Consider the following 21,770-nt stretch of genomic DNA (forward strand, 5'->3'; position numbering starts at 1 on the left):
AGCGTTCATCCTGAGCCAGGATCAAACTCTCCAATAAAGTTAGTTTGTCTAGCATCTAAAATAAAAATTGACGTTTCACGTTGTTTGTTTCGTTCAGTTTTCAAAGAACTAAAAGCGGGTGAAGAGAATCGAACTCTCGACCAGAGCTTGGAAGGCTCTTGTTTTACCACTAAACTACACCCGCGTGGTCGGGAAGACAGGATTTGAACCTGCGACCCCCTGGTCCCAAACCAGGTGCTCTACCAAGCTGAGCCACTTCCCGTAATTGGCGCGCCCGAGAGGAGTCGAACCCCTAACCTCTTGATCCGTAGTCAAACGCTCTATCCAATTGAGCTACGGGCGCTTATTCATGATGTTTTTTCGTCGTTGTAATTTGGCGACTCAATTATCTTATCATACTACATTTTCAAATGCAAGTACTTTTTAAGATTTTTTTGATGCGGCCGAGAGGACTTGAACCTCCACGGGGTTTCCCCCACTAGGCCCTCAACCTAGCGCGTCTGCCGTTCCGCCACGACCGCGCGAAAAAAACAAAAGTGAGCCATGAAGGACTCGAACCTTCGACCCTCTGATTAAAAGTCAGATGCTCTACCAACTGAGCTAATGGCTCGTAAATGGCTGGGCTAGCTGGATTCGAACCAGCGCATGACGGAGTCAAAGTCCGTTGCCTTACCGCTTGGCTATAGCCCATCGAAATAAATTTCTTCTTTTCAAAGACAAATGTTATTGTACCATAATGTCCAATAAAAAACAACTGCTATATAGCAGAAGTTAAAATGGCGGTCCCGACCGGGGTCGAACCGGCGATCTCCTGCGTGACAGGCAGGCATGTTAACCACTACACCACGGGACCATTTGGTTGCGGGGACAGGATTTGAACCTGCGACCTTCGGGTTATGAGCCCGACGAGCTACCGTACTGCTCCACCCCGCGACAATACTATTCATATAAAATTATATGGTGGAGGATGACGGGATCGAACCGCCGACCCCCTGCTTGTAAGGCAGGTGCTCTCCCAGCTGAGCTAATCCTCCGAAGTGGTGACCCGTACGGGATTCGAACCCGTGTTACCGCCGTGAAAGGGCGGTGTCTTAACCACTTGACCAACGGGCCAATATGTATGGCAGAGAAGAAGGGATTCGAACCCTCGCACCGCGTTAGCGATCTACTCCCTTAGCAGGGGAGCCCCTTGAGCCACTTGGGTACTTCTCTGTATGGCTCCGCAGGTAGGACTCGAACCTACGACCGATCGGTTAACAGCCGATAGCTCTACCACTGAGCTACTGCGGAATAATGAAGACAATTTGTATCTTATAAAAATTCTCTCTGTAAGTCAAGAAGTTTTTAACAACATCTTGTTCAAACGTGACATGTTTATAATATACTGGATTGCGTTTTTACTGTCAAGATGTTTTCGATATCGGTTTGAGTTTCCCTTTACACTTTCCACAGACATATCTTTTTGTATTTATTTGACGCCTTCTTACATATTGAAGTGAACACTCCATACATTCATACTTGTAAACCTTTTTTTCCTTCTCTTCATTAATCATTCGTTTACAAAAACGTGGTGCATCAACTTTCTTTAACAACTCACGAAAATCTCTATCCCTGTGCTTATACCCTCTTCCTGCAATATGTAAGTGATAATGACAAAGCTCATGTTTAATAATCCCGACTAACTCTTCTTCACCATACACTTCGTAATATCGATAATTCAGTTCGATATTATGACTCTTCAACAAATAACGCCCACCAGTTGTACGTAATCTATTATTAAACACTGCTTTATGTAAGAACGGCATCTCAAAGTATTGTAGTGACACTTCTTCCACTAGTCCCTGAATTTCTTGCTCATCCACTCTCATTCCTCCTAAACAAAAAAATATTTTTACACTTTTCTCCCTTCTTATACATATATTAAATAGTACATATACCCATCCTCATGTAAGAAGCGTGGTTTCTAAAAACAAAACATGAATAGAAATCCACTCACCAACCTCTCATCAATAGCATTTTAGATTTTTGAGAGCAGGATTAAACAAGGAGGGATTCCTATGCCTACGTGGCTAAAAAAACAAATGCAACGTGCATATTTCGAAAAAAACCGGTATCAAATTAAATTATTAAATGAATGCTGGTTTTATTATAGCAAAATACATCAAAGCTCATAATCCATTACACTTTTTATTCCATAAAAAAAGAGCAGTTTCATCTGCTCTCTTCTCTTACTATTCAATCGGCAACATAGATAGTGCAACGCGTCCTTTTTTTGTATCAATATCATCTACCCATACTTTTACAATTTGCCCTACTGATACAACATCTAACGGATGCTTTACAAACTGTTTGCTAAGTTTAGAAATATGTACTAAACCATCTTGCTTTACGCCAACATCAACAAAAGCACCAAAATCAACAACGTTACGAACTGTTCCTTCTAGTTCCATACCACGTTTTAAATCTTCTAATTTCAAAATCCCTTTTTTCAGAAGTGGTTTAGGCAACTCATCCCTCATATCTCTTTCTGGACTAATAAGCGCATCTATAATATCAACTAACGTCGGCTCCCCAACTCCTGTTTCTTGAGATAACTTAGAAATCTCTACTTCTTCCAATCTCTTTTGTAATTGCGGTTGTCCTACGTCATCTATCGATAACCCTAGACTATTCAATAACAATTCAACATTTTTATATTGCTCTGGATGAATACCTGTTCGATCTAATGGATTCGCTCCTTCTAGTATACGTAAGAAACCTATACATTGTTCATACGTCTTTGCACCTAAACGCGGGATTTTCTTTAATTCCGTGCGCTTCGTGAATTTCCCATCTTCTTCTCTCTTTGCCACAATATTTTTCGCAACAGTTTTCGATAAACCTGAAACATATTGTAACAATGCAACCGAAGCCGTATTTACATTAACCCCAACTTGGTTAACAGCTGTTTCTACTACAAATGTTAATGACTCATTCAGTCTCTTTTGAGATACATCATGTTGGTATTGTCCAACCCCAACTGATTTAGGATCAATTTTCACAAGTTCAGCAAGTGGATCTTGCAGACGTCTTCCAATAGAAACGGCACTTCTCTCTTCAACTTGTAAATTTGGGAATTCCTCACGGGCTAAATCAGAAGCCGAATACACACTCGCACCCGCTTCATTTACAATAATATAAAAGACATCTCGGTTCACACTTTGTAATACATCTACTATAAACTCTTCTGTTTCTCTAGATGCTGTCCCATTACCAATTGCAATCATTTCAACTTGATATTTATCTATAATAGAAAGAACTTGCGTTTTTGCATCATCATATTTACGAACAGGTGGATGCGGATAAATAACATCAATATGTAGTACTTTCCCCGTATCATCTACTACAGACAATTTACAACCAGTTCTATATGCCGGATCTACCGCTAGCACGACTTTCCCTTTCATCGGAGGTTGTAATAATAAGTTACGTAAGTTCTCAGAGAAAATATGTATCGCTTGTTCTTCAGCTGTTTCTGTTAATTCTTTACGAATTTCTCTTTCGATTGAAGATTGAATTAATCGTTTATAACCATCTTCAATCGCTAATTGTACATAATGTGCACTTTTCGAATCGTTATCACGAATTACTTTCTTATTTAAGAAAGTTACTATCTCATCTACTGGCGGAACAACAGCAACTCTCAATATATCTTCTTTCTCGCCACGATTCATTGCTAATACACGATGTGGTACTACTTTTTGCAATGGTTCTTCATAACTGTAATACATTTCATATATATTCTTTTCATCTTTTTCTTCATCTTTCACGGACGAAGACATAACACCTTTTCTAAAAGTAACATTTCGAATCCAACTACGATACGCAGCTTCATCTGAAACCATTTCTGCAATAATGTCTTGTGCACCTTGTAAAGCTTCTTCTGCAGATTGCACTTCTTTCTCTACATTAATAAATTCCACTGCCTTTTTAGCCGGATCTTCTTTCTTATATAACAATAACCATTCAGCTAATGGTTCTAATCCTTTTTCTTTAGCAATTGTCGCTTTCGTTCTTCTTTTCTCTTTATATGGACGATATAGATCTTCTACTTCTTGCAACTTTGTAGCTTTAACAATTTGCTGTCGTAGCTCTTCTGTCAGTTTCCCCTTCTCATCAATAAGACGAAGAACTTCTTCCTTCCTATCTTCAAGTTGCATCATATATTGCCATCTCTCTAAAATCGTACGAATTTGCACCTCATCTAAAGAGCCTGTCCATTCTTTTCGGTAACGAGCAATAAATGGAACTGTGTTACCTTCTTCTGTTAATTGAATAACATGACGAACTTGCTTTTCGGTAAAGCCTAATTCTTTCACTAACATTTTCATTAACGCTTGTCGATTATCTACCATTTCCATATACAACCGTAACCTCCTCTATAATAAAAAAAGTTGCCCTTCAAAGAGAGCAACTTAAACTGCCGATTTAAAAATCTATTAGTCCTAAACTAATTTGTAACGCTTCATCTACACGACTCATCATCACTTCATCCAAATGAGTGATTTTGTCCGTTAAGCGTTGCTTATCGATTGTTCGAATCTGCTCAAGTAAAATAACAGAATCTCTCTCAAAACCATACTTTTTCGCATCAATTTCCACATGAGTGGGTAATTTCGCTTTTTGAATCTGTGCAGTAATAGCCGCTACAATCACCGTTGGACTAAAACGATTTCCGATGTCATTTTGAATGACAAGAACCGGACGAACGCCTCCTTGCTCAGAACCAACAACTGGGGAAAGGTCTGCAAAATACACGTCGCCGCGTTTTACAATCAAAATATTACCCCCCGCTAACTAAGCGTTCTACTGTATGAGCTGCTTCATACTCTGCTAAGAAAGCTTCAGATGCAATACCAAGATTAATTTTTCCCATTTCAATGTACCCACGTCGCATTGATTCATGTTGGTAGCGTTTCTTCGTCTTATGTTGACGCAATAACAATTGTGTTGCCTGGCAAATTAGTTCATGGCGATTCTTATTCTCTTGTTTTCCAATTCCGTCCAATTCCGTTACCATTTGCTTTGGCAACCGAACCACGATTTCAGTAGTTACACTTGATTCGGACACAAAAATACACCTCCACCGTCAACTACACACCCAAATATATATATGACACCTATTGTAATAATACCATTGTATGGAGCCTGTTGCAAAGACTTCCTTATTCCTTGCTTATGTTTTCCAATTCACAAACAAAACATTCATCTTCTTAAATTTTTTATCTCATAACTAACTAAAAACAATAGAACTCCTCTTCAAAACTTACGTGCAACTTATATAAAAAATGATTATAAGTAAAAAGCTTCTCATCAAAAAGAGCTTATTATCCAGCAATGAACAGTCACTCCAATGACAAGAAGCAATCATACTACCTTCTATATATTGTTCAAGTAATTAATTATCTCTACAACCTTACCATTCCGTATAAATATTCTTGGCACACGGAAACTAATCGTTGCAATAATTTCATAATTAATAGTCCCTGAGTATTCCGCAACCTCTGTAGCGCTAATATACTCATCTCCTTGCCTTCCAATAAGCGTAACTTTCGTACCAAGTGGCACTTCACAAGGAAGATGAATCATGAACTGATCCATTGTTACTCTCCCTACAATCGGTACCCTTTTACCATTTATAAGCACTTCAAATCCTTGTAACCTTCTAAGCCACCCATCTGCATAGCCAATCGCTACAGTCGCAATCCATTCTTCAGTTTTCGTTCGGTAGGTGACGTTATAACTAATTCCATCACCTTTAATTACCTGTTTAATATGAGCGACTTTCGTATGAAGTGATAGCGCCGGTTCTAATTCAAATGGTAAAAAAGGACGTATTTCTACAGAAGGAGATAATCCATACATTGCAATCCCAATTCGCACTGCATTAAATGTAATCCCTTGAAAACGTAACGTCGCAGCACTATTAGCTGTATGAACAAGCTTAGGATCCACTCCGAATTCTTTCAACCAACTTAACTGCTCTAAGAACGTGTTATATTGCTTATCAAAATACGAAGTCTCAACCTCATCTGACGTTGCAAAATGCGTGTATACTCCTTCTAACTCTAAAAACGGTGCACCCTCTAAACTCTTTAAAAATTCTTTTAGCTCTTTTCTTTCACGTATTCCAATTCTCCCCATACCACTATCAAAGTTAATATGGAATTTCATTACAGGTGAACCATCCCAAAGTTCAATTGCTTCGTCCACCCATTCTTTTTGAAAAACAGTTAGCGCTACATCATTTTCAGCAGCTACATTTACATCACGTGGCGGCGAGGGACCTAACACTAAAATCGGCTCAGTAATACCAGCCCTCCGAAGCACTAAAGCTTCATCTAAAAAAGCAACAGCTAACCTTGTTGCACCTGCTTCTAATGCCGTTTTAGCCACCGGTACATAATCGTGCCCATATGCGTTTGCTTTAACTACAGCAAAAATCTCTACATTACTTGGGATGAACTCTTTAATATGTGTAACGTTGTTATAAATGGCATCTAAATCCACTTCCACCCAAGTGTCACGGTAAAATGGTGCTTCTTCCATAAATACACTTCCTTATACACGATATGCGAAGCTTATTCTTTTATATGCTTCTTTTATGAAATCCACCTTCAAACTAAGAAAAGACGTGGTGCACATATATCACCACGTCTAAGAAGTTTACTTCACCTGCTTCGCTGTAACTGAACGAGCAACCATTAACAGCTCCTTCGGCTCTAAACCTTTAGACACGAGCATATATTCTACTCCGTTATGCGACCACGTTACAGAGTCTTTCGTCAATGCACCAATCGTAAACCCAAGATCAACTGGTTCTCCACTTACACTTACCGCTGATGAAGCCTCTGCAACTTTTGCCTTTTCTTGTATTAAAGTAAAGGATTTCTTATTTCCAGTGTATGTGAGTATCGCACGCTTGCCACTGTCTGTCTTCAACTCTTTTTCATCTTGCAGAGTCATACCTTGTGGTGTATCAAGTGGATACAAAATAGCAAACGGTTTTTCTTCTTTCGCTGTAGTTTGAACATCTACCTGCGCTCTAGACATATTTTGTTTCGTATCAAATGCACCTTTATCAAATTTCGCATCAAATTTCACTTTAGAGAAATCTACTTTCACAAGAACATTTTGATCATTATCCATTAACTTCACTGAAACTGGAGTCAAATCGCTCTTATTCAATGTAATCTCTTGTCTAGGCAACATATTTTGATGTTGATAATTTGTTTTTGTTTTAAAAATATAATACTTATCTGTTTTCTCAAAAGTAAGGTTTTTCTTGTCCTGCAAAATATCTCTTACAAGTGATTCATATAAATAAGCCTGGCTACTATTTTGCGGCCAATCACTTTGAAAACGGAAGCTCTTATTAAGTGCTGGCGTTAATACAAATACACCTTCTTCATTTCTCAAAATAATTTGGCTTTGATCTTTTTTTGCATTTTTTAAATTCACACGATAAAAAGACGGTTCCTTATGCCAAATCTCTACGTTATACTCTTGAGGCTCATTGCCTGTTTTAATAGATAATTTTGCCTCAGCTTGATAACTTTTCATCCCTTTTACTTTTGATTCTAAATCTCTCACGACATCATCTTGCTTCTTTTCCATACAACCCGCCAACACAAAAACGGTCAACAAACCGACAAGAACTAAAAACAGACGCCTTTTCATCAATTCAGCCCCTTTGCCCCTATAAATGAATGGAAGATGTACCTTCCTTATCGCTACCTCAAATATATGAGACAAAGATATAAAATATGCAGACTAGCGTGACGAGCTTTCTAAAACAACTTGAGCAACAGCAAATTCCTTACTATGACTAATTGATAAATGAACAATATACTCTGTACTTGTAATCAGAATTGGCTTACCTCTTTCATCATTTTTCACTTCAATATCTAAAAAACTCACTTCTTTTCCGATACCAGTACCTACAGCTTTTGAATACGCCTCTTTCGCTGCAAACCTTCCAGCTACAAACTCTGTAAGGCGACTTCCTTTCAGCTCCATAGCAACATTACGTTCATTTTCCGTTAAAATACGTTCCATAAATTTAAGCTTTCCATCTAGCATTTTTTCAATACGATTTAATTCAATAATATCGATACCAATCCCTATAATCATTTCGAAATCCCCTTCTTCTATTTAACTTTCTTCTTTCATATTGATAAGAATAACAGAGAATCTTTCTGATGCAAAAGGGGTGAAAGTAACCGTATGCTAATAAGATCCACCCATATTTCTTTACAACCGACTATTCTTACCTTACTTCTTATTCATCTAGTCATGATGATATTAGGCGACTTTTTTCTCTTCCCACTGGCAGCCTCTAATGAATATATCGCTAAAGGAGAATGGTGGCGTGTCATAACTTCTCTTCTTGTACACGTAGACTTACAACATTTTCTTTCTAATATTATTTTTTTGTTTGCTCTTGGTTCTTCTATCGAAAAGCAACTCGGACACTTTTCTTTTTTTATTCTATTTTTTCTCTCTGGAATTTCAGGAAATATTTCTTCTTATATTATTATGCCACTTGAATATATTCACGCAGGTGCATCAGGTGGTATTTTCGGACTATTAGGTGCACAGTTATTTTTATTGTACAATCGATACCGCTCTTCAAAACCAAAAGAAATTGCTATTTTCTCAATTATGATACTTCTATTACTTCTATTTACTTTCTTTAATCCTTCTGCCAATCCGATCAGTCATTTAACAGGTTTAATAACCGGTGGCATTTTAACCCCTTTTTTAACAAAAAAAAACGATGGTGCAAAGCTTATTTAATATAAAAGCTTGCACCATCGATAATTTCTACATCTACTTGTTCACTTAAATCTCTCATTAATTGAAATAAAGACTCATCCTTCATCTTCGCCTCAATCATACAATCAATTTGCGGAACACTTCCCTTTATCCTTCTTAAAAAAGATAAAAATGCCTCTACATTAATATAATCTGCATGAGCTCTTGGATCTTTTCCCTCTCTAGGGCTAGAGATATGCATTTTAACCGGCAACAAAGACGTTTCCCACGTATGAACGACACGTGCCCAATCTTCATACCAATCTTCTTGCTCATTATTCATCATATGGTGATGCAAGTCAAATACGACGGGAATATCTAATTTTTCTCCTAAATATAATGTTTCCTCTAACGTAAAGGTTGTATCATCATTTTCTAATATAATCATTTCTTGAATACCCCTTGGGACATTCGACCAATTCTCTATAAAGCGCTCTAATGCAAGTTCTTTATCTTTATATCCTCCTCCAACATGCAGTACACATCGTTGCTTATGTTCAATCCCCATACCTTTTAATAATTTTTTGTGCATCTGCAATGTTTTTACAGATTGTTTAAAAACACTCTCCTCAGGTGAATTTAGTACAACAAAATGATCTGGATGGAAATCAATTCTCATATTCATATGAACTGCATATTCACCTAGTTTTTTTAAATTTTCTTTTAAAGGACGAATATAGTTCCACTCTATCAATTCCTCATGATTCGCTAAAGGAATGAGCTTTGAACTGAGCCGAAAGAAAGATATGTCATGCCCTTTATTATGCTTTAATAAACGTAAACAATTTTCTAAATTGGAATTAGCAATTCTTTCAAGTTTACGAATTGCAGCAGCACGATCATCTAATTTCTGAAACTGTGCATACGTCATCGTTTGAGATGGAGATGCATTCTTCAAATGTACACTCATCGCAACGTAACCAAGCCTTACAAGCATATAACAGCCCCTTTTCTATCATAACTATTATGTAGTATGCACAATTATAGAAATAAAAAAAGAGAATGCCCGCAAAGGGCATTCTCTTTTTTTTATTAAGCTTGTGGACGGCTATGATGTTTTCTTTCGCCGCGTCCATTTGAAGAACCAGGGCGACCTTGGCCTTCACCTCTACGACCACGACTACCACCATCACGATTACGATCGCGGTTACCATCACGATTGCGATCACGGTTTCCGTCACGATTACGTCCATCACGGTTACGGTCACGATTACGTCCATCGCCACCGCCGCGTGCATCACGACTACGATTACGGTTACCATCACGGTATCCGCCTCCGTTACCGCCGCGTTTTTTAGAACCGCCGCCTCTTGAAACAACAGGTGGTTCTGATGTTAAAGCGATCGGAGTTGTATCCGGCTCTTTAGTCATCATTTTTAAAGCAGCAGCTACTACTGTTACAGAGTCATTTTCTTCTAACATTTCTTCTGCAATACGCTTGTAGTATGCTAAGTTTTCATTTTCAATTGTGCTTTGAAGCTTTTCAGCGATTAAACGTTGTTGACCTTCTAATGCCTCGTCAAGTGTCGGTGCATCCATGCGGTCCATTTTACGTTTTGTTGTACGCTCGATATTTTTTAATTGTCCTGATTCACGTGGTGTTACAAATAGCATTGCAATACCTTTTTTACCTGCACGACCAGTACGACCGATACGGTGAACGTATGATTCTGGATCTTGTGGAATATCGAAGTTATATACGTGCGTTACGCCTGAAATATCAAGACCACGTGCAGCAACGTCTGTTGCAACAAGAACTTCAATAGAACCTTCTTTAAATTTACGTAATACAGACATACGTTTCGCCTGAGTTAAATCACCGTGAATACCTTCTGCAGCATAACCACGTAAGTTTAATGCTTCTGATAATTCATCAACACGGCGCTTTGTACGACCGAATACGATTGCAAGCTCTGGAGATTGAATATCTAATAAGCGTGTTAACACGTCAAACTTTTTCTTTTCTTGCACTTCTAAATAGAACTGCTGAATGTTTGGCATTGTTACTTCTTTTGCTTTTACTTTAATGTGTTGAGGCTCAGTCATGAAACGCTCAGCAATACGGCGGATTGGATCCGGCATTGTCGCTGAGAATAGTAATGTTTGATGTGTTTCTGGCACATCTGTTAAAATTGCTTCAATGTCTTCAATGAAGCCCATGTTTAACATTTCATCCGCTTCGTCAAGAACAACTGTCTCTACGTTTTGCAGACGAAGTGTTTTACGGTTAATATGATCTAAAATACGACCCGGCGTACCAACAATAATGTGTGGGTGTTTTTTTAGAGCACGAATTTGGCGGTTAATATCTTGACCACCATAAATTGGTAAAATACGAACACGTTTATGCTTACCAATTTTGTATAATTCTTCTCCAACTTGAATTGCTAATTCACGCGTTGGCGCGATAACAATACCTTGAACCGATTCTTTATGTGTATCCACTTTATCTAATAGTGGTAATCCGAATGCTGCTGTTTTCCCTGTACCTGTTTGCGCTTGCCCAATAATATCTTTACCTTGCAATGCATGTGGAATTGTTTCAGCTTGAATTGGTGTAGCCTCTTCAAAGCCCATACTTTCAACAGATTGCAGTAAAGAATCACTTAATCCTAATTCTCGAAATGTTGTCAATGTTACTTCTCCTTTTCTATCCTATACTTATCATTTAAAAAAAGGCGTTTTCCGAATTTGCGGAAAAGCCCTTTTCCTGAATGCTCACGTATATAAACGGGCGTATATTCTTCACGAAAATACTTCTAAACGTTATTACACTTTATCAATTATAAGTTTTGTATGTGTAAAAAGCAAACCCAACTGTTACCTTATTTTCATATTCAGAGTTTTTTTCTTCACTTTTATTTTTTTATATTTACTGTAAGCGCTTATTATAAGTTTCTTCTATTTTCGTAACTATCATCCCTATTTATATACACCAATTATTTCAACATCGTAATTACTTCTTCTAATTTCATACCGCGAGATGCTTTTATTAATACAACATCTTTCACATCGACTACTGCTTGTAAATCTTTTACTAACTCTTCTTTATTATCATACGCCTTTACACGTTCATTAGGGAAATTAATTTTCGCTCCTTCAGCAATTTGAGCCCCTAATCTACCGTATGTGAATACATACGAGATTTTTGCTGGATCGATTAATTTTCCTACCTCATAATGGAACTGTACTTCTTGATCTCCAAGTTCTAACATATCACCGAGCACAACGATTTTTTTAGCAAAACCATCTAAACCATTCATTAAATGGAATGCTGCTTCCATAGCCGTCGGACTTGCATTATAAGCATCGTTGATAATTGTTAAACCACTATTTGTTTTCACAATTTCCATACGCATGCCCGTCATTTGAAGTGTTACTAAACCTTCTTTCATCTCTTCCCACGTTACACCAAAATGTTTCGCAATTGCCATTGAAGCAAGTGTATTATACACATTATGTTTTCCTAACACAGGTAAGTAGAATGAAATATTTTCATCTCTATTCATTTTGAAATGTGTCCCAGTTGCTTGTAATGTTACAGTCGTTGGATAATAATCGTTTGCTCTTGCATCACCAAACGTAACCGTTTCTGCCGCTAAATTCATTTCAGGAACACGATTCGTTAATAAAGGCTCATCTCCGTTATATACGAACACGCCACCTTCTTGTAACCCTGTAACAATTTCTAATTTCGCTTCAGCAATTGCCTCACGAGATCCTAAATCCATTAAATGTGCCTCACCGATATTCGTAATGATAGCTGCATTAGGACGAGCTAACTTAGATAAGAATTCAATTTCGCCTCGGCTTGACATACCCATCTCTAATACTGCTACTTCTGTATTTTCTTCTAAGTTTAAAATGGTAAGAGGTAATCCGATATGGTTATTGAAGTTCCCTTCTGTTTTTTGCACTTTGAACTTAGTCGCAAGAAGACTTGTTACAATATCTTTCGTAGATGTTTTACCGTTACTACCCGTTACACCTACAACTTTAACATCCAATTGATCACGATAGTTTTTCGCTAACATTTGCAATGCCGATAGCGTGTCTTCCACAAAAATAACCGGAAGATTCTCAGGTGGATTCGCTACATCTTTCATCCATAATGTAGCCACAGCTCCATTTTCAACAGCTTTATCTACAAAACCATGTCCATCAAAGCGCTCCCCTTGAATCGGAACATACAAGTTTCCTTTTTTAATTTTTCTTGTATCAATAGACACGCCTTGAATAGTAATTCCCTCATATTGCTCTGCTAATCCAGTACCATTTACCATCTGTTCCACTTGCTTTAACATTCGCTTTATCATATAGAAACGCTCCTTACATAGAGGAAGCACTATTCCTATGAATAGTGCTTCCTCCTTTTTTGTTAGATTGTATATTTAATTTTTTGTTTTTCTTCGTGACGTTCAATCGCTAAACGAATTAGCTCTTCGATTAATTCTGGATACGGTAACCCAGTATGTTGCCATAATAGAGGGAACATACTGAACGGTGTAAATCCTGGCATTGTGTTTACTTCGTTAATATACACTTCTCCATCTTTCGTTAAGAAGAAATCAGCTCGCGTTAAACCTGCACCGTCTAATGATTGGAATGCAATAATCGCATCACGCTTAATTACATTAGATTCTTCTTCTGTCATTTCAGCTGGAATAATTAGCGCCGTATCACCATCGATATATTTCGACTTATAATCATAGAAGTCCTTTTTCGGGACGATTTCACCTACAACTGAACATTTCGGCTCATCATTACCTAGTACCCCAACTTCTACTTCACGACCTACAATATTTTCTTCTACAATAATTTTGCGATCAAATTGGAATGCCTCTACAAATGCATCCTCAAGTTCTTCACGATTTTTACACTTATTAATACCAACACTTGAACCAAGGTTCGCTGGTTTTACGAAGCAAGGATATCCTAACTTATCTTCTACTTTAGAATAAGCTTCCTCACGATTTTTTTCCCATGCACTACGAATGAAGGATGCATATTTTGCTTGTTTTAAACCAGCCTCTGCAAAGATGTTTTTCATAACAACTTTATCCATACCAGCAGATGATGCTAGAACACCATTTCCTACATAAGGGATATTCATTAATTCTAATAGTCCTTGAACCGTTCCATCTTCACCGTTTGGTCCATGTAGTAATGGGAAAATAACGTCAATAGCGTTCTCCTCAGAAGCTGCAGATGGGATAATTTCTGTACTTAATGATAACGGAGAAATCGCATTTTCTGCACCGCTCATTTTTAAAGCTTCAACATCTGTTACTTCGCCTTCAATACGCTCACCACGTACCCATTGACCTTGTTCTGTAATATAAATTGGATGAATCTCGAATTTATCTTGATTTAACGCTTTAATAGCAGCAAGAGCCGTCTGTAGCGAAACTTGATGCTCAGCTGATTTTCCACCATATAATAAACCTAATTTAATTTTCGTCAATGAAATCACCCTAACCAATTGTTTTCATTTTTCTATTTTAGCACTTTTTATAAAAATAGGTAGTTCCTATTTGAAATAAAATGTAACTTCCATAAATAATTAAATAACATCACTTATTGGTTTTTCATTTCATTTTCTATATAGGTACACAAAATAAAATGGCAATCTAATCTAGTTATGTACCTAAAATATGTAGAAATCCCCTTTTTTGTGTATGTCACCTATTCACTAAGACGATTGTTTGGTTAGTGTGTCTTTTTGCCTTTGCTCAACAAGGCGATCTAAAGAAACATATACAATACCTGCAACTACACATCCTACAGCTAAAATTGTAAATAGAAAGTGACCAAGTAATCGATCTAATAAAAAACCTCCCAAAAGTGGGCCAAATGCGCTTCCTGTAATCCACTGCAAACTTGCAGCTCCCATATAAGTCCCTCTCAAATGCTCAGGGGCCAAATTTGCTACAAATGTCATCTGTACAGGCGACATAATCATTTCACCTAACGTATATATAGCATAAACGAACAGTAGTGTTATTAAAATAATTGTAGCATTTGTATTAAATTCTCCAAACCACTTCGGTAACCACCCTATAAAAAATAATCCAATCCCGAATAAACATGCACCATATAACATCGTCTTCCCGACTGGTTTATCCGTAGCCCATTTTGAAATTTGAAACTGGAATAAAACAACTAATAGTCCGTTTAACGCCATTAAATATGGATATGGATTATTCGTTCCAAAAATACGCTTCATTTCATTATCAAAATGTAGTGGCAACATGCCTTCGGTTTGAGAAAACCCCATCGAAATGATAATACCTGCTAATAAGTAAATCATTAATGCCTTATCTTGCATTACAATTTTCCAAACTGCTCCAGATTCCTTTTCTTTATGTTCTTCCCTATCTGTCCTTTTTGGCATCGTCTCTTGAATAAGAAGTAATACAAGTAACGCATAAAATAGCATTGTAGAAGAGGCAATAATAAACACAAGGTTCTTTGACAACACAACTACTGATGCTCCCATTATCGGACCAATCGCAGCACCTATATTGTGTCCCATTCGTAATAAACCATATGCCTCTGTTCTTTTTTCTGGTACCGTTACATCTGCGACCATAGCTGATGCAGCTGGATGAAATAAAGAATTACTCAACCCTAAAAAAATAGATAAAATTGCATATGGAATAAATCCTTCTATAAATAGAAAACCGAGCATTAATAACGCATTACTTGCCATAGAAAATATCATAATAGGCTTTCTTCCATATATGTCAGCAATTCTCCCTCCTATAAGTGACCCAAAACTTGCAGCAATTGGAGAAAGCGCCATAATAACCCCAACTTCCAACAACGAATCTACCTTATCTTTTAAATATAATGCAAAAAAAGGCATTAACATCATCATTGCAATTCCATTTAACGTCTCTCCAATAAATCGAATCCATACGTTACGGTCCATCTCCCTTAACTCACGCCACGTATTTTTCATCATTTCACCCCTTTAGTTAGCCAACAATTATCTTATAATAAGTTCGGAAAAATGTAAATTTTCAAACAAAAAATCCATTCTAACAGAATTAGAATGGATTTTTCCGCTTATAAATTCGCAACATCTTCTTCTTTTTTACTATTATTTAAAGCACTATGTTTTCGGCTATATAAGAAGTAAACCGCTATACCAATAACCATCCATATCCCAAAACTAATCCATGCTGTCCCCGATAATTGAAGCATTAAGTATAAACAGAAGATCACTGTTAATGCTGGTAAAAATGGTACAAGCGGAGCCTTAAATGCCCTTGGTAAGTCTGGATGAGTTCTTCTCATTACGATTACCGCAACAGCTACGAGTGCAAATGCTGACAATGTCCCCATATTTACAAGATGCGCTAAAACATTTAAATCTATTAATCCTGAAATCAGTGCCGCAATAATTCCCGTTGTCCATGTATTTAAAAATGGCGTTTTAAATTTCGGATGAACTTTAGCTAGACGCTTCGGCAGTAAACCATCTCGGCTCATCGCATAAGAAACACGAACTTGCCCATACATCATAACTAGCATTACTGTTGTAATTCCTGTAATTGCTCCTACTGAAATTACCCCCGCTAAACCATCTTGTCCAATAAATTGAAGTGCGAAAGCAACTGGATCTGATATATTTAGCTGCCCGTATGGAACAATTCCTGTCAAAATAAGCGAAACAACGATATAAAGAACTGTACAAATTAATAACGATGCAATAATACCAATTGGTAAATCACGTTGCGGACGTTTCACTTCTTCTGCCGCTGTTGAAACTGCATCAAATCCTATAAATGCGAAAAATACTGTAGCCGCTCCAGCCATTACACCATCTAAACCAAATGGCATAAAAGGCGTCCAGTTTTCAGGTTTCACATAATTAAAACCAGCAAAGATAAAAATAAGAACAACTGCTATTTTAATAAATACCATAATGTTATTTACTCGTGCACTTTCACGAACACCCCTAGATAAAAGAACTGTCATCACTAAAATAATTAGAACTGCAGGTAGATCAATTATTCCACCCTTACCTGTACCAGGAGCCGAGGAGAGAATAGTCGGGATATGAATTCCAAACCCCTTTAATAAAGATTGAAAATATGCAGACCAACCGTTCGCTACAGCAGATGTAGCAAGTAAATATTCAAGCATTAAATCCCAGCCAATTAAAAATGCGAATACTTCCCCCATCGTCGCGTATGTATACGTATACACACTGCCCGAGACAGGAACTGAAGAAGCAAATTCAGCATAACAAAATGCAGCAAAGGCACAAGCTAGAGCGGCAATCACAAATGATAATATAATAGCTGGCCCAGAATGTTTCGCTGCCACAACACCCGTTAGAACAAAAATACCAGTTCCAACAATTGCTCCGATTCCAAGCATAGTTAAATCTAGCGCGCCCAATGTTCTTGCTAACGTTTTTTGCTTACTTTCTTGCATTAACTTTGCAATTGGCTTCTTTTGAAAAATTCGCTTCATCTTTCACTCCTCCAAGTTTTAAATTTTCTGAAAATTTTTAATTTGCTTTTTTATTTTACTCATTACGCTTTTCCTAGTCAATACTTTTGTCGAAACAAGTAGAAATTCTTCTAAATATGCACGATCCTTATCATTCTTTCTATATAACTTTCGACAACTCTTTTTGGTATTATTACACATGTCGATTCCACAAAAAAGGCATGCTCCCTTATTGAGAGCATGCTTTTTTTACTTATTTCACAGTATATGAACCTTGTTCAATCCAGCTGTACATATACTTTTCATCTTCTGTTTCATGTGCTTGTTTGACAATACGAAGCGGACGGAATGTGTCTATCATAACAGCTAATTCAAGCGTCTCTTTCTTCCCTATACTTGCCTCCGTTTTCCCAGGATGCGGCCCATGGGGAATCCCGCTCGGATGAAGTGTAATAGAACCTTCTTCCACACCTTTGCGACTCATAAAGTTTCCTTCTACATAGTAAAGAACTTCATCACTATTAACATTACTATGATAATATGGTGCCGGAATTGACTCTGGATGATAATCGTATAAACGTGGTACGAAAGAGCAAATAACAAAATTATGTCCTTCAAATGTTTGATGTACTGGCGGCGGCTGATGAATGCGCCCTGTAATTGGTTCAAAATCCTCTACATTAAATACCCACGGATATAAATAGCCATCCCATCCAACAACATCTAACGGGTGGTGTCCTAAAACATGTTTATGCATATAGCCTCTTGATTTTGTCATTACGACAAACTCGCCTTTTTCATCATATGTCTCTAATTTTTCTGGACCACGAAGATCTCTTTCACAAAACGGACTATGCTCTAACAATTGTCCGTATTCATTTCGATAACGACGCGGCGTTGTAATTTGGCTATTCGCCTCTACAACAAGAAACTTAGTCTCTCCTTCATCTGGAATAACACGATAAATCGTTCCAATTGGAATCGTTACATAGTCGCCTTTTCTATAGTGAATCGTTCCAAACATCGTTTCAATTTTTCCTGTTCCATAATGAACAAATAACATTTCGTCGCCATCACCATTACGATAGAAATAATCCATTTTTTCTGTTGGACTCACTACTCCAATTAACAAATCTTCATTTCCAAGTATGAAATTCCGTCCACTTATTGCATCACCACTTTTTTTACTTTCTTTCGTTCGAAAGTGGCGATGAGAAAGAGCAACATCCTCTTCATACTGCAACTGACAAGAATGCGATAATGCAGAATGACCTACTTCTGTTGGCATATAATGATGATATAAAATAGACTGCGTACCAGAAAAACCTTTTGTTCCCATTACCTGTTCACGATAAAGCGATCCATCTTTTTTACGAAATTGTACATGTCGTTTATGAGGTAGTTCTCCCATGTGACGATAAAACATGCCCATCACCCGCTTCCTTTTCTTTTTTGATCGTATTACGTAGTGTACCTAAACCAGTAATCGACAGTTCTACAACATCTCCATCTTGTAGCCACTCTTCTGTACCCAGTTCTAAAATACATCCTGTTCCTACTGTCCCAGAACCAATCACATCTCCTGGATATAACGTAACGTCCTCTGAAGCACGTTCAATCATTTCAGCAAATGTATAGTAAATATCTTGGAAGTTTCCCTTTGATAATAGTTTTCCATTTACATGAGCAGTCATTTCTAAATTATATCGATCACCATTACGATAAACGTCTAATTCCTCTTTCGTAACGAGATGTGCTCCTAAAGAAGTTGCAAAGTCTTTTCCTTTCGCTGGACCGAGACCTACTTTCATTTCTGTTGCTTGTAAGTCTCTCGCACTCCAGTCGTTCATAATACAATAACCAAAAATATATTCCTCTGCTTGCTCACGAGAAATATTTCGCCCTTCTTTTCCTATTACGCAAGCAATCTCCAACTCATAATCAAGCTTTTTAGACTTTTTCGGACCAATTACAAAATTACCGGAACCAATTACAGCACGATGATTAGTAAAATAAAAAACCGGAATATCATACCATTCAGGCACAACATCTAATCCTCTTCGTCCGCGAGCTGTTTTTACATGTTGTTCAAATGCGTAAAAATCTCGAATACTACTCGGATTAGGAAGAGCAGCTGTCAATTGTACTTCTTCTAAAGCATATATACCCTTATTTGGATTCTTAATATTCCGTACTACTTCTACATACTCATCTGCTTTCTCTAAAAAAGCCATCATAGAAGAAGGGATTTCTCCTTCACTAGCAAGATTCATATCTATTACTTTGTCACCTTCAAGCCATCCAGCTCGTAGTTCTTTTGAAGGAAGACGAAATGTAACAAATTTCATCCTGATTCCTCCTTATAAAAATGAAATTTCCACCAGCAAAGGGACTTTTGCTGGTGGATACAAATCTTATAAGTTCCCGCGACGCTCTTGTTCTCTTTCAATTGATTCGAATAACGCTTTAAAGTTTCCTTCACCAAATCCACGAGAACCTTTACGTTGAATGATTTCAATAAATAAAGTCGGGCGATCTACAATTGGTTTCGTAAAGATTTGTAGTAAGTAACCTTCATCATCACGATCTACTAAGATCTTTAATTCTTTTAACTTATCAATTTCTTCATCAATTTTTCCAACTCGTGCAGTTAACTCATCATAATAAGTATCAGGTGTATCTAAAAACTCCACCCCATTTGCACGAAGCGCTTCAACTGTTTTAACAATATCACTTGTTAATAAAGCAAGATGTTGTACACCAGCTCCATTATAGAATTCTAGATACTCTTGAATTTGTGACTTTCTCTTTCCGTCTGCTGGTTCGTTAATAGGAAACTTAATACGACTTCCATTCGTCATAACTTTCGACATTAACGCCGAATACTCTGTACTAATATCGTCATCATCAAAATGAATCATTTGTTTAAAGCCCATAACATTCTCGTAATAACTAACCCACTCTTCCATTTTTTCAACATTACCAACTACATGATCAACAGCAATTAAACCAGACTCTTCAAATGGAATATTAAATTCTACCTTTTGGAATCCTGGCATAAATGCCCCTTTATAATTTTTACGCTCTACAAGCGTATGAATTGTATCACCATACGTACCAATAACTGCTTTTTTCAATGTACCTTCCTCATCTGTTAATTCCTGTGGTGGAGCAATTGCGACGGCACCACGTTTCACTGCTTCTGAGTATGCTTTATCAACATCATCAACAAGTAGTGCCACATCCTTCACGCCATCACCATGAGTCTTTACAAACTCTGCAATACGATTTTCACTACTTAAAGCTCCAGACACAACGAAACGCATATTTTTTTGCACAAGAACATAAGATACCTTTTCACGGTTTCCAGTTTCTAATCCAGAGTAAGCTACAATTTTGAATCCGAACGCTCTCGCAAGATAATAACTCGATTGCTTTGCATTCCCTACGTAAAATTCCAAATGATCTACATCACGTACTGGAAAAAAGTCCTCCATTTGTGCAGCTAGCGTATCCATAGATTTTTGTTTCATAATATCTTCATCCCCCTGTAAATAGATTAAATGGTCCATACTTAAAACCAATCGAAAACGCTTCCAACATTAATTAATAGAAATTAGTTAGCAAGCTAACAAATTCTGACCTTTAAAATTTTCTATCTTTTCTGTCAAATTCCTCTTTTTTTCTTACATATAAAATTCGACTTTTTTCTCTTTGAAATACAGCTTGATTTTATTCAATGGATTTTTGATTATTCGTTGAATCAAGTTTCAACCGCAGCGTTTAATTAGCATTGAATGCTGGATAATGAGGTAACTTTAATACTTGAGGGTATATAAGAAGAATATAAAAAAGACTCCAACATATTAACTACTTACCAATACGTTAGAGTCTTTATTTTTTTTGAATGATTGTATTTATATATCTCATACTAATACATTTGCAAGGAATAGAATAAATGATGTTACTATTACCGCTCCACCTAAGGATCCTAATAAATCTGTTTTTGTTACTTGAAACACTTGTTCACTGTTCATATCCCTCATTCTCCTTCCTTTTTTGTCTAATTTAAAACTTCTATTATACTAATACACTTGATAGAAATACGATTAACGCTGTTAATACTACTGCCCCACTTGCTGATCCTACGAAGTCACCTTTTGTTACTTGTAATACTTGCTCTTTCATATCTTTCATTCTCCTCTCTTTTTCTTTTATTACAAAACTTCTATTATACTAATACGCTTGATAAAAATACGATTAATGCTGTTAATACTACCGCTCCACTTGCTGATCCTACGAAGTCACCTTTTGTTACTTGTAATACTTGCTCTTTTATATCTTTCATTCTCCTCTCTTTTTCTTTTATTACAAAACTTCTATTATACTAATACGCTTGATAAAAATACGATTAATGCTGTTAATACTACCGCTCCACTTGCTGATCC

22 protein-coding genes and 12 tRNA genes are annotated in these 21,770 nt (G+C 37.1%); 2 read left to right on the forward strand and 32 right to left on the reverse strand.

The genetic code is table 11. The features are described from left to right. Positions 1–113: 113 nt before the first annotated feature. The 13 genes from ACTFRH_RS30170 to ACTFRH_RS30230 form a co-directional block, all read right to left on the reverse strand. Positions 114–184 (reverse strand) — tRNA-Gly (locus tag ACTFRH_RS30170). A 1-nt stretch (position 185) separates the two neighbouring features. Then, positions 186–262 (reverse strand) — tRNA-Pro (locus ACTFRH_RS30175). A 4-nt stretch (positions 263–266) separates the two neighbouring features. After that, a tRNA-Arg gene (locus ACTFRH_RS30180) sits at positions 267–343 on the reverse strand. 95 nt (positions 344–438) lie between these two features. After that, positions 439–521: transfer RNA gene (locus tag ACTFRH_RS30185), tRNA-Leu, on the reverse strand. Between the two features lie 16 nt (positions 522–537). Next, positions 538–610 (reverse strand) — tRNA-Lys (locus tag ACTFRH_RS30190). 5 nt (positions 611–615) lie between these two features. Continuing rightward, positions 616–690, reverse strand: a tRNA-Gln gene (locus ACTFRH_RS30195). Positions 691–777: 87 nt separating this feature from the next. After that, positions 778–853 (reverse strand) — tRNA-Asp (locus tag ACTFRH_RS30200). Positions 854–856: 3 nt separating this feature from the next. Then, positions 857–933, reverse strand: a tRNA-Met gene (locus tag ACTFRH_RS30205). A gap of 25 nt (positions 934–958) precedes the next feature. Further along, positions 959–1,034, reverse strand: a tRNA-Val gene (locus tag ACTFRH_RS30210). 4 nt (positions 1,035–1,038) lie between these two features. Next, positions 1,039–1,113 (reverse strand) — tRNA-Glu (locus ACTFRH_RS30215). A gap of 8 nt (positions 1,114–1,121) precedes the next feature. Further along, positions 1,122–1,212, reverse strand: a tRNA-Ser gene (locus ACTFRH_RS30220). 3 nt (positions 1,213–1,215) lie between these two features. Further along, a tRNA-Asn gene (locus ACTFRH_RS30225) sits at positions 1,216–1,290 on the reverse strand. A 113-nt stretch (positions 1,291–1,403) separates the two neighbouring features. After that, entirely contained in the window at positions 1,404–1,862 is a 459-nt protein-coding gene (locus ACTFRH_RS30230) for a SprT family protein (RefSeq protein ID WP_000344229.1), read from the reverse strand. A gap of 195 nt (positions 1,863–2,057) precedes the next feature. Between ACTFRH_RS30230 and cmpA the strand changes: the two genes are divergently transcribed. After that, positions 2,058–2,174, forward strand: coding sequence for a cortex morphogenetic protein CmpA (gene cmpA / locus ACTFRH_RS30235; protein WP_001143642.1), 117 nt, complete (start codon positions 2,058–2,060; stop codon positions 2,172–2,174). Positions 2,175–2,231: 57 nt separating this feature from the next. On the opposite strand, the gene ACTFRH_RS30240 is transcribed toward cmpA, so the two are convergent. The 6 genes from ACTFRH_RS30240 to acpS form a co-directional block, all read right to left on the reverse strand. Next, complete coding sequence (locus tag ACTFRH_RS30240) at positions 2,232–4,400, reverse strand: Tex family protein (protein ID WP_000426239.1); 2,169 nt, start codon at positions 4,398–4,400, stop codon at positions 2,232–2,234. Positions 4,401–4,467: 67 nt separating this feature from the next. After that, positions 4,468–4,818: a type II toxin-antitoxin system endoribonuclease NdoA gene (gene ndoA, locus ACTFRH_RS30245; RefSeq protein WP_000635965.1), complete on the reverse strand. Its 351-nt coding sequence runs from the start codon at positions 4,816–4,818 to the stop codon at positions 4,468–4,470. A gap of 4 nt (positions 4,819–4,822) precedes the next feature. Then, on the reverse strand, positions 4,823–5,110 hold the full coding sequence (locus ACTFRH_RS30250; protein WP_000004570.1) for an antitoxin EndoAI: 288 nt from the start codon (positions 5,108–5,110) through the stop codon (positions 4,823–4,825). A 308-nt stretch (positions 5,111–5,418) separates the two neighbouring features. Next, positions 5,419–6,588, reverse strand: a complete 1,170-nt coding sequence (gene alr / locus ACTFRH_RS30255; RefSeq protein ID WP_000390612.1) for an alanine racemase — start codon at positions 6,586–6,588, stop codon at positions 5,419–5,421. Between the two features lie 117 nt (positions 6,589–6,705). Beyond that, the gene (locus ACTFRH_RS30260; protein WP_002163824.1) at positions 6,706–7,656 is read right to left on the reverse strand and encodes a LolA family protein; all 951 of its coding nucleotides are present in this window, start codon (positions 7,654–7,656) and stop codon (positions 6,706–6,708) included. 156 nt (positions 7,657–7,812) lie between these two features. Continuing rightward, complete coding sequence (gene acpS / locus ACTFRH_RS30265) at positions 7,813–8,172, reverse strand: holo-ACP synthase (RefSeq protein WP_000583417.1); 360 nt, start codon at positions 8,170–8,172, stop codon at positions 7,813–7,815. 93 nt (positions 8,173–8,265) lie between these two features. Between acpS and ACTFRH_RS30270 the strand changes: the two genes are divergently transcribed. Beyond that, a complete protein-coding gene (locus ACTFRH_RS30270) occupies positions 8,266–8,838 on the forward strand; it encodes a rhomboid family intramembrane serine protease (protein ID WP_000908521.1) in 573 nt (190 codons plus the stop codon). On the opposite strand, the gene uvsE is transcribed toward ACTFRH_RS30270, so the two are convergent. From uvsE to ACTFRH_RS30335, 13 genes are all read right to left on the reverse strand, one after another. Then, complete coding sequence (gene uvsE / locus ACTFRH_RS30275) at positions 8,831–9,793, reverse strand: UV DNA damage repair endonuclease UvsE (RefSeq protein ID WP_000961160.1); 963 nt, start codon at positions 9,791–9,793, stop codon at positions 8,831–8,833. The two genes, ACTFRH_RS30270 and uvsE, sit on opposite strands and share 8 nt — an antisense overlap. A 95-nt stretch (positions 9,794–9,888) precedes the next feature. Further along, complete coding sequence (locus tag ACTFRH_RS30280) at positions 9,889–11,490, reverse strand: DEAD/DEAH box helicase (RefSeq protein ID WP_000206585.1); 1,602 nt, start codon at positions 11,488–11,490, stop codon at positions 9,889–9,891. 305 nt (positions 11,491–11,795) lie between these two features. Next, on the reverse strand, positions 11,796–13,172 hold the full coding sequence (gene murF / locus ACTFRH_RS30285; protein WP_000595966.1) for a UDP-N-acetylmuramoyl-tripeptide--D-alanyl-D-alanine ligase: 1,377 nt from the start codon (positions 13,170–13,172) through the stop codon (positions 11,796–11,798). Between the two features lie 62 nt (positions 13,173–13,234). Continuing rightward, a complete protein-coding gene (locus tag ACTFRH_RS30290; RefSeq protein WP_000161427.1) occupies positions 13,235–14,320 on the reverse strand; it encodes a D-alanine--D-alanine ligase in 1,086 nt (361 codons plus the stop codon). A 228-nt stretch (positions 14,321–14,548) separates the two neighbouring features. Further along, positions 14,549–15,820: an MDR family MFS transporter gene (locus ACTFRH_RS30295; protein WP_000799727.1), complete on the reverse strand. Its 1,272-nt coding sequence runs from the start codon at positions 15,818–15,820 to the stop codon at positions 14,549–14,551. Between the two features lie 107 nt (positions 15,821–15,927). Then, entirely contained in the window at positions 15,928–17,343 is a 1,416-nt protein-coding gene (locus ACTFRH_RS30300) for an amino acid permease (protein ID WP_000821076.1), read from the reverse strand. Between the two features lie 232 nt (positions 17,344–17,575). Next, positions 17,576–18,748, reverse strand: coding sequence for a homogentisate 1,2-dioxygenase (locus tag ACTFRH_RS30305; protein WP_013141710.1), 1,173 nt, complete (start codon positions 18,746–18,748; stop codon positions 17,576–17,578). Continuing rightward, positions 18,714–19,670: a fumarylacetoacetate hydrolase family protein gene (locus ACTFRH_RS30310; protein ID WP_000673998.1), complete on the reverse strand. Its 957-nt coding sequence runs from the start codon at positions 19,668–19,670 to the stop codon at positions 18,714–18,716. The genes ACTFRH_RS30305 and ACTFRH_RS30310 overlap by 35 nt, the downstream gene beginning before the upstream one ends. 66 nt (positions 19,671–19,736) lie before the next feature. Next, complete coding sequence (gene hppD / locus ACTFRH_RS30315) at positions 19,737–20,855, reverse strand: 4-hydroxyphenylpyruvate dioxygenase (RefSeq protein ID WP_000810923.1); 1,119 nt, start codon at positions 20,853–20,855, stop codon at positions 19,737–19,739. Between the two features lie 393 nt (positions 20,856–21,248). Next, the gene (locus ACTFRH_RS30320; protein WP_001083693.1) at positions 21,249–21,359 is read right to left on the reverse strand and encodes a DUF3948 family protein; all 111 of its coding nucleotides are present in this window, start codon (positions 21,357–21,359) and stop codon (positions 21,249–21,251) included. Positions 21,360–21,402: 43 nt separating this feature from the next. Next, positions 21,403–21,519, reverse strand: a complete 117-nt coding sequence (locus ACTFRH_RS30325; protein WP_000654250.1) for a DUF3948 family protein — start codon at positions 21,517–21,519, stop codon at positions 21,403–21,405. 34 nt (positions 21,520–21,553) lie between these two features. After that, a complete protein-coding gene (locus ACTFRH_RS30330) occupies positions 21,554–21,670 on the reverse strand; it encodes a DUF3948 family protein (protein ID WP_440049340.1) in 117 nt (38 codons plus the stop codon). 34 nt (positions 21,671–21,704) lie between these two features. After that, on the reverse strand, positions 21,705–21,770 hold a 66-nt coding region (locus tag ACTFRH_RS30335; RefSeq protein ID WP_048519132.1), incomplete at its 5' end, for a DUF3948 family protein.

Source organism: Bacillus cereus group sp. MYBK216-1 (assembly GCF_051916495.1).
GTDB lineage: Bacteria > Bacillota > Bacilli > Bacillales > Bacillaceae_G > Bacillus_A > Bacillus_A thuringiensis_K.

What these genes read in the sequence shown, in the direction of transcription:
- cmpA (WP_001143642.1), top strand. Translation starts at nt 2,058, where the DNA reads ATGCCTACGTGGCTAAAAAAACAAATGCAACGTGCATATTTCGAAAAA.
- ACTFRH_RS30240 (WP_000426239.1), bottom strand. Translation starts at nt 4,400, where the DNA reads ATGGAAATGGTAGATAATCGACAAGCGTTAATGAAAATGTTAGTGAAA.
- alr (WP_000390612.1), bottom strand. Translation starts at nt 6,588, where the DNA reads ATGGAAGAAGCACCATTTTACCGTGACACTTGGGTGGAAGTGGATTTA.
- ACTFRH_RS30260 (WP_002163824.1), bottom strand. Translation starts at nt 7,656, where the DNA reads ATGGAAAAGAAGCAAGATGATGTCGTGAGAGATTTAGAATCAAAAGTA.
- acpS (WP_000583417.1), bottom strand. Translation starts at nt 8,172, where the DNA reads ATGATTATAGGGATTGGTATCGATATTATTGAATTAAATCGTATTGAA.
- ACTFRH_RS30270 (WP_000908521.1), top strand. Translation starts at nt 8,266, where the DNA reads ATGCTAATAAGATCCACCCATATTTCTTTACAACCGACTATTCTTACC.
- uvsE (WP_000961160.1), bottom strand. Translation starts at nt 9,793, where the DNA reads ATGCTTGTAAGGCTTGGTTACGTTGCGATGAGTGTACATTTGAAGAAT.
- murF (WP_000595966.1), bottom strand. Translation starts at nt 13,172, where the DNA reads ATGATAAAGCGAATGTTAAAGCAAGTGGAACAGATGGTAAATGGTACT.
- ACTFRH_RS30295 (WP_000799727.1), bottom strand. Translation starts at nt 15,820, where the DNA reads ATGAAAAATACGTGGCGTGAGTTAAGGGAGATGGACCGTAACGTATGG.
- ACTFRH_RS30300 (WP_000821076.1), bottom strand. Translation starts at nt 17,343, where the DNA reads ATGAAGCGAATTTTTCAAAAGAAGCCAATTGCAAAGTTAATGCAAGAA.
- ACTFRH_RS30305 (WP_013141710.1), bottom strand. Translation starts at nt 18,748, where the DNA reads ATGTTTTATCGTCACATGGGAGAACTACCTCATAAACGACATGTACAA.
- ACTFRH_RS30310 (WP_000673998.1), bottom strand. Translation starts at nt 19,670, where the DNA reads ATGAAATTTGTTACATTTCGTCTTCCTTCAAAAGAACTACGAGCTGGA.
- hppD (WP_000810923.1), bottom strand. Translation starts at nt 20,855, where the DNA reads ATGAAACAAAAATCTATGGATACGCTAGCTGCACAAATGGAGGACTTT.
- ACTFRH_RS30320 (WP_001083693.1), bottom strand. Translation starts at nt 21,359, where the DNA reads ATGAACAGTGAACAAGTGTTTCAAGTAACAAAAACAGATTTATTAGGA.
- ACTFRH_RS30325 (WP_000654250.1), bottom strand. Translation starts at nt 21,519, where the DNA reads ATGAAAGATATGAAAGAGCAAGTATTACAAGTAACAAAAGGTGACTTC.
- ACTFRH_RS30330 (WP_440049340.1), bottom strand. Translation starts at nt 21,670, where the DNA reads ATGAAAGATATAAAAGAGCAAGTATTACAAGTAACAAAAGGTGACTTC.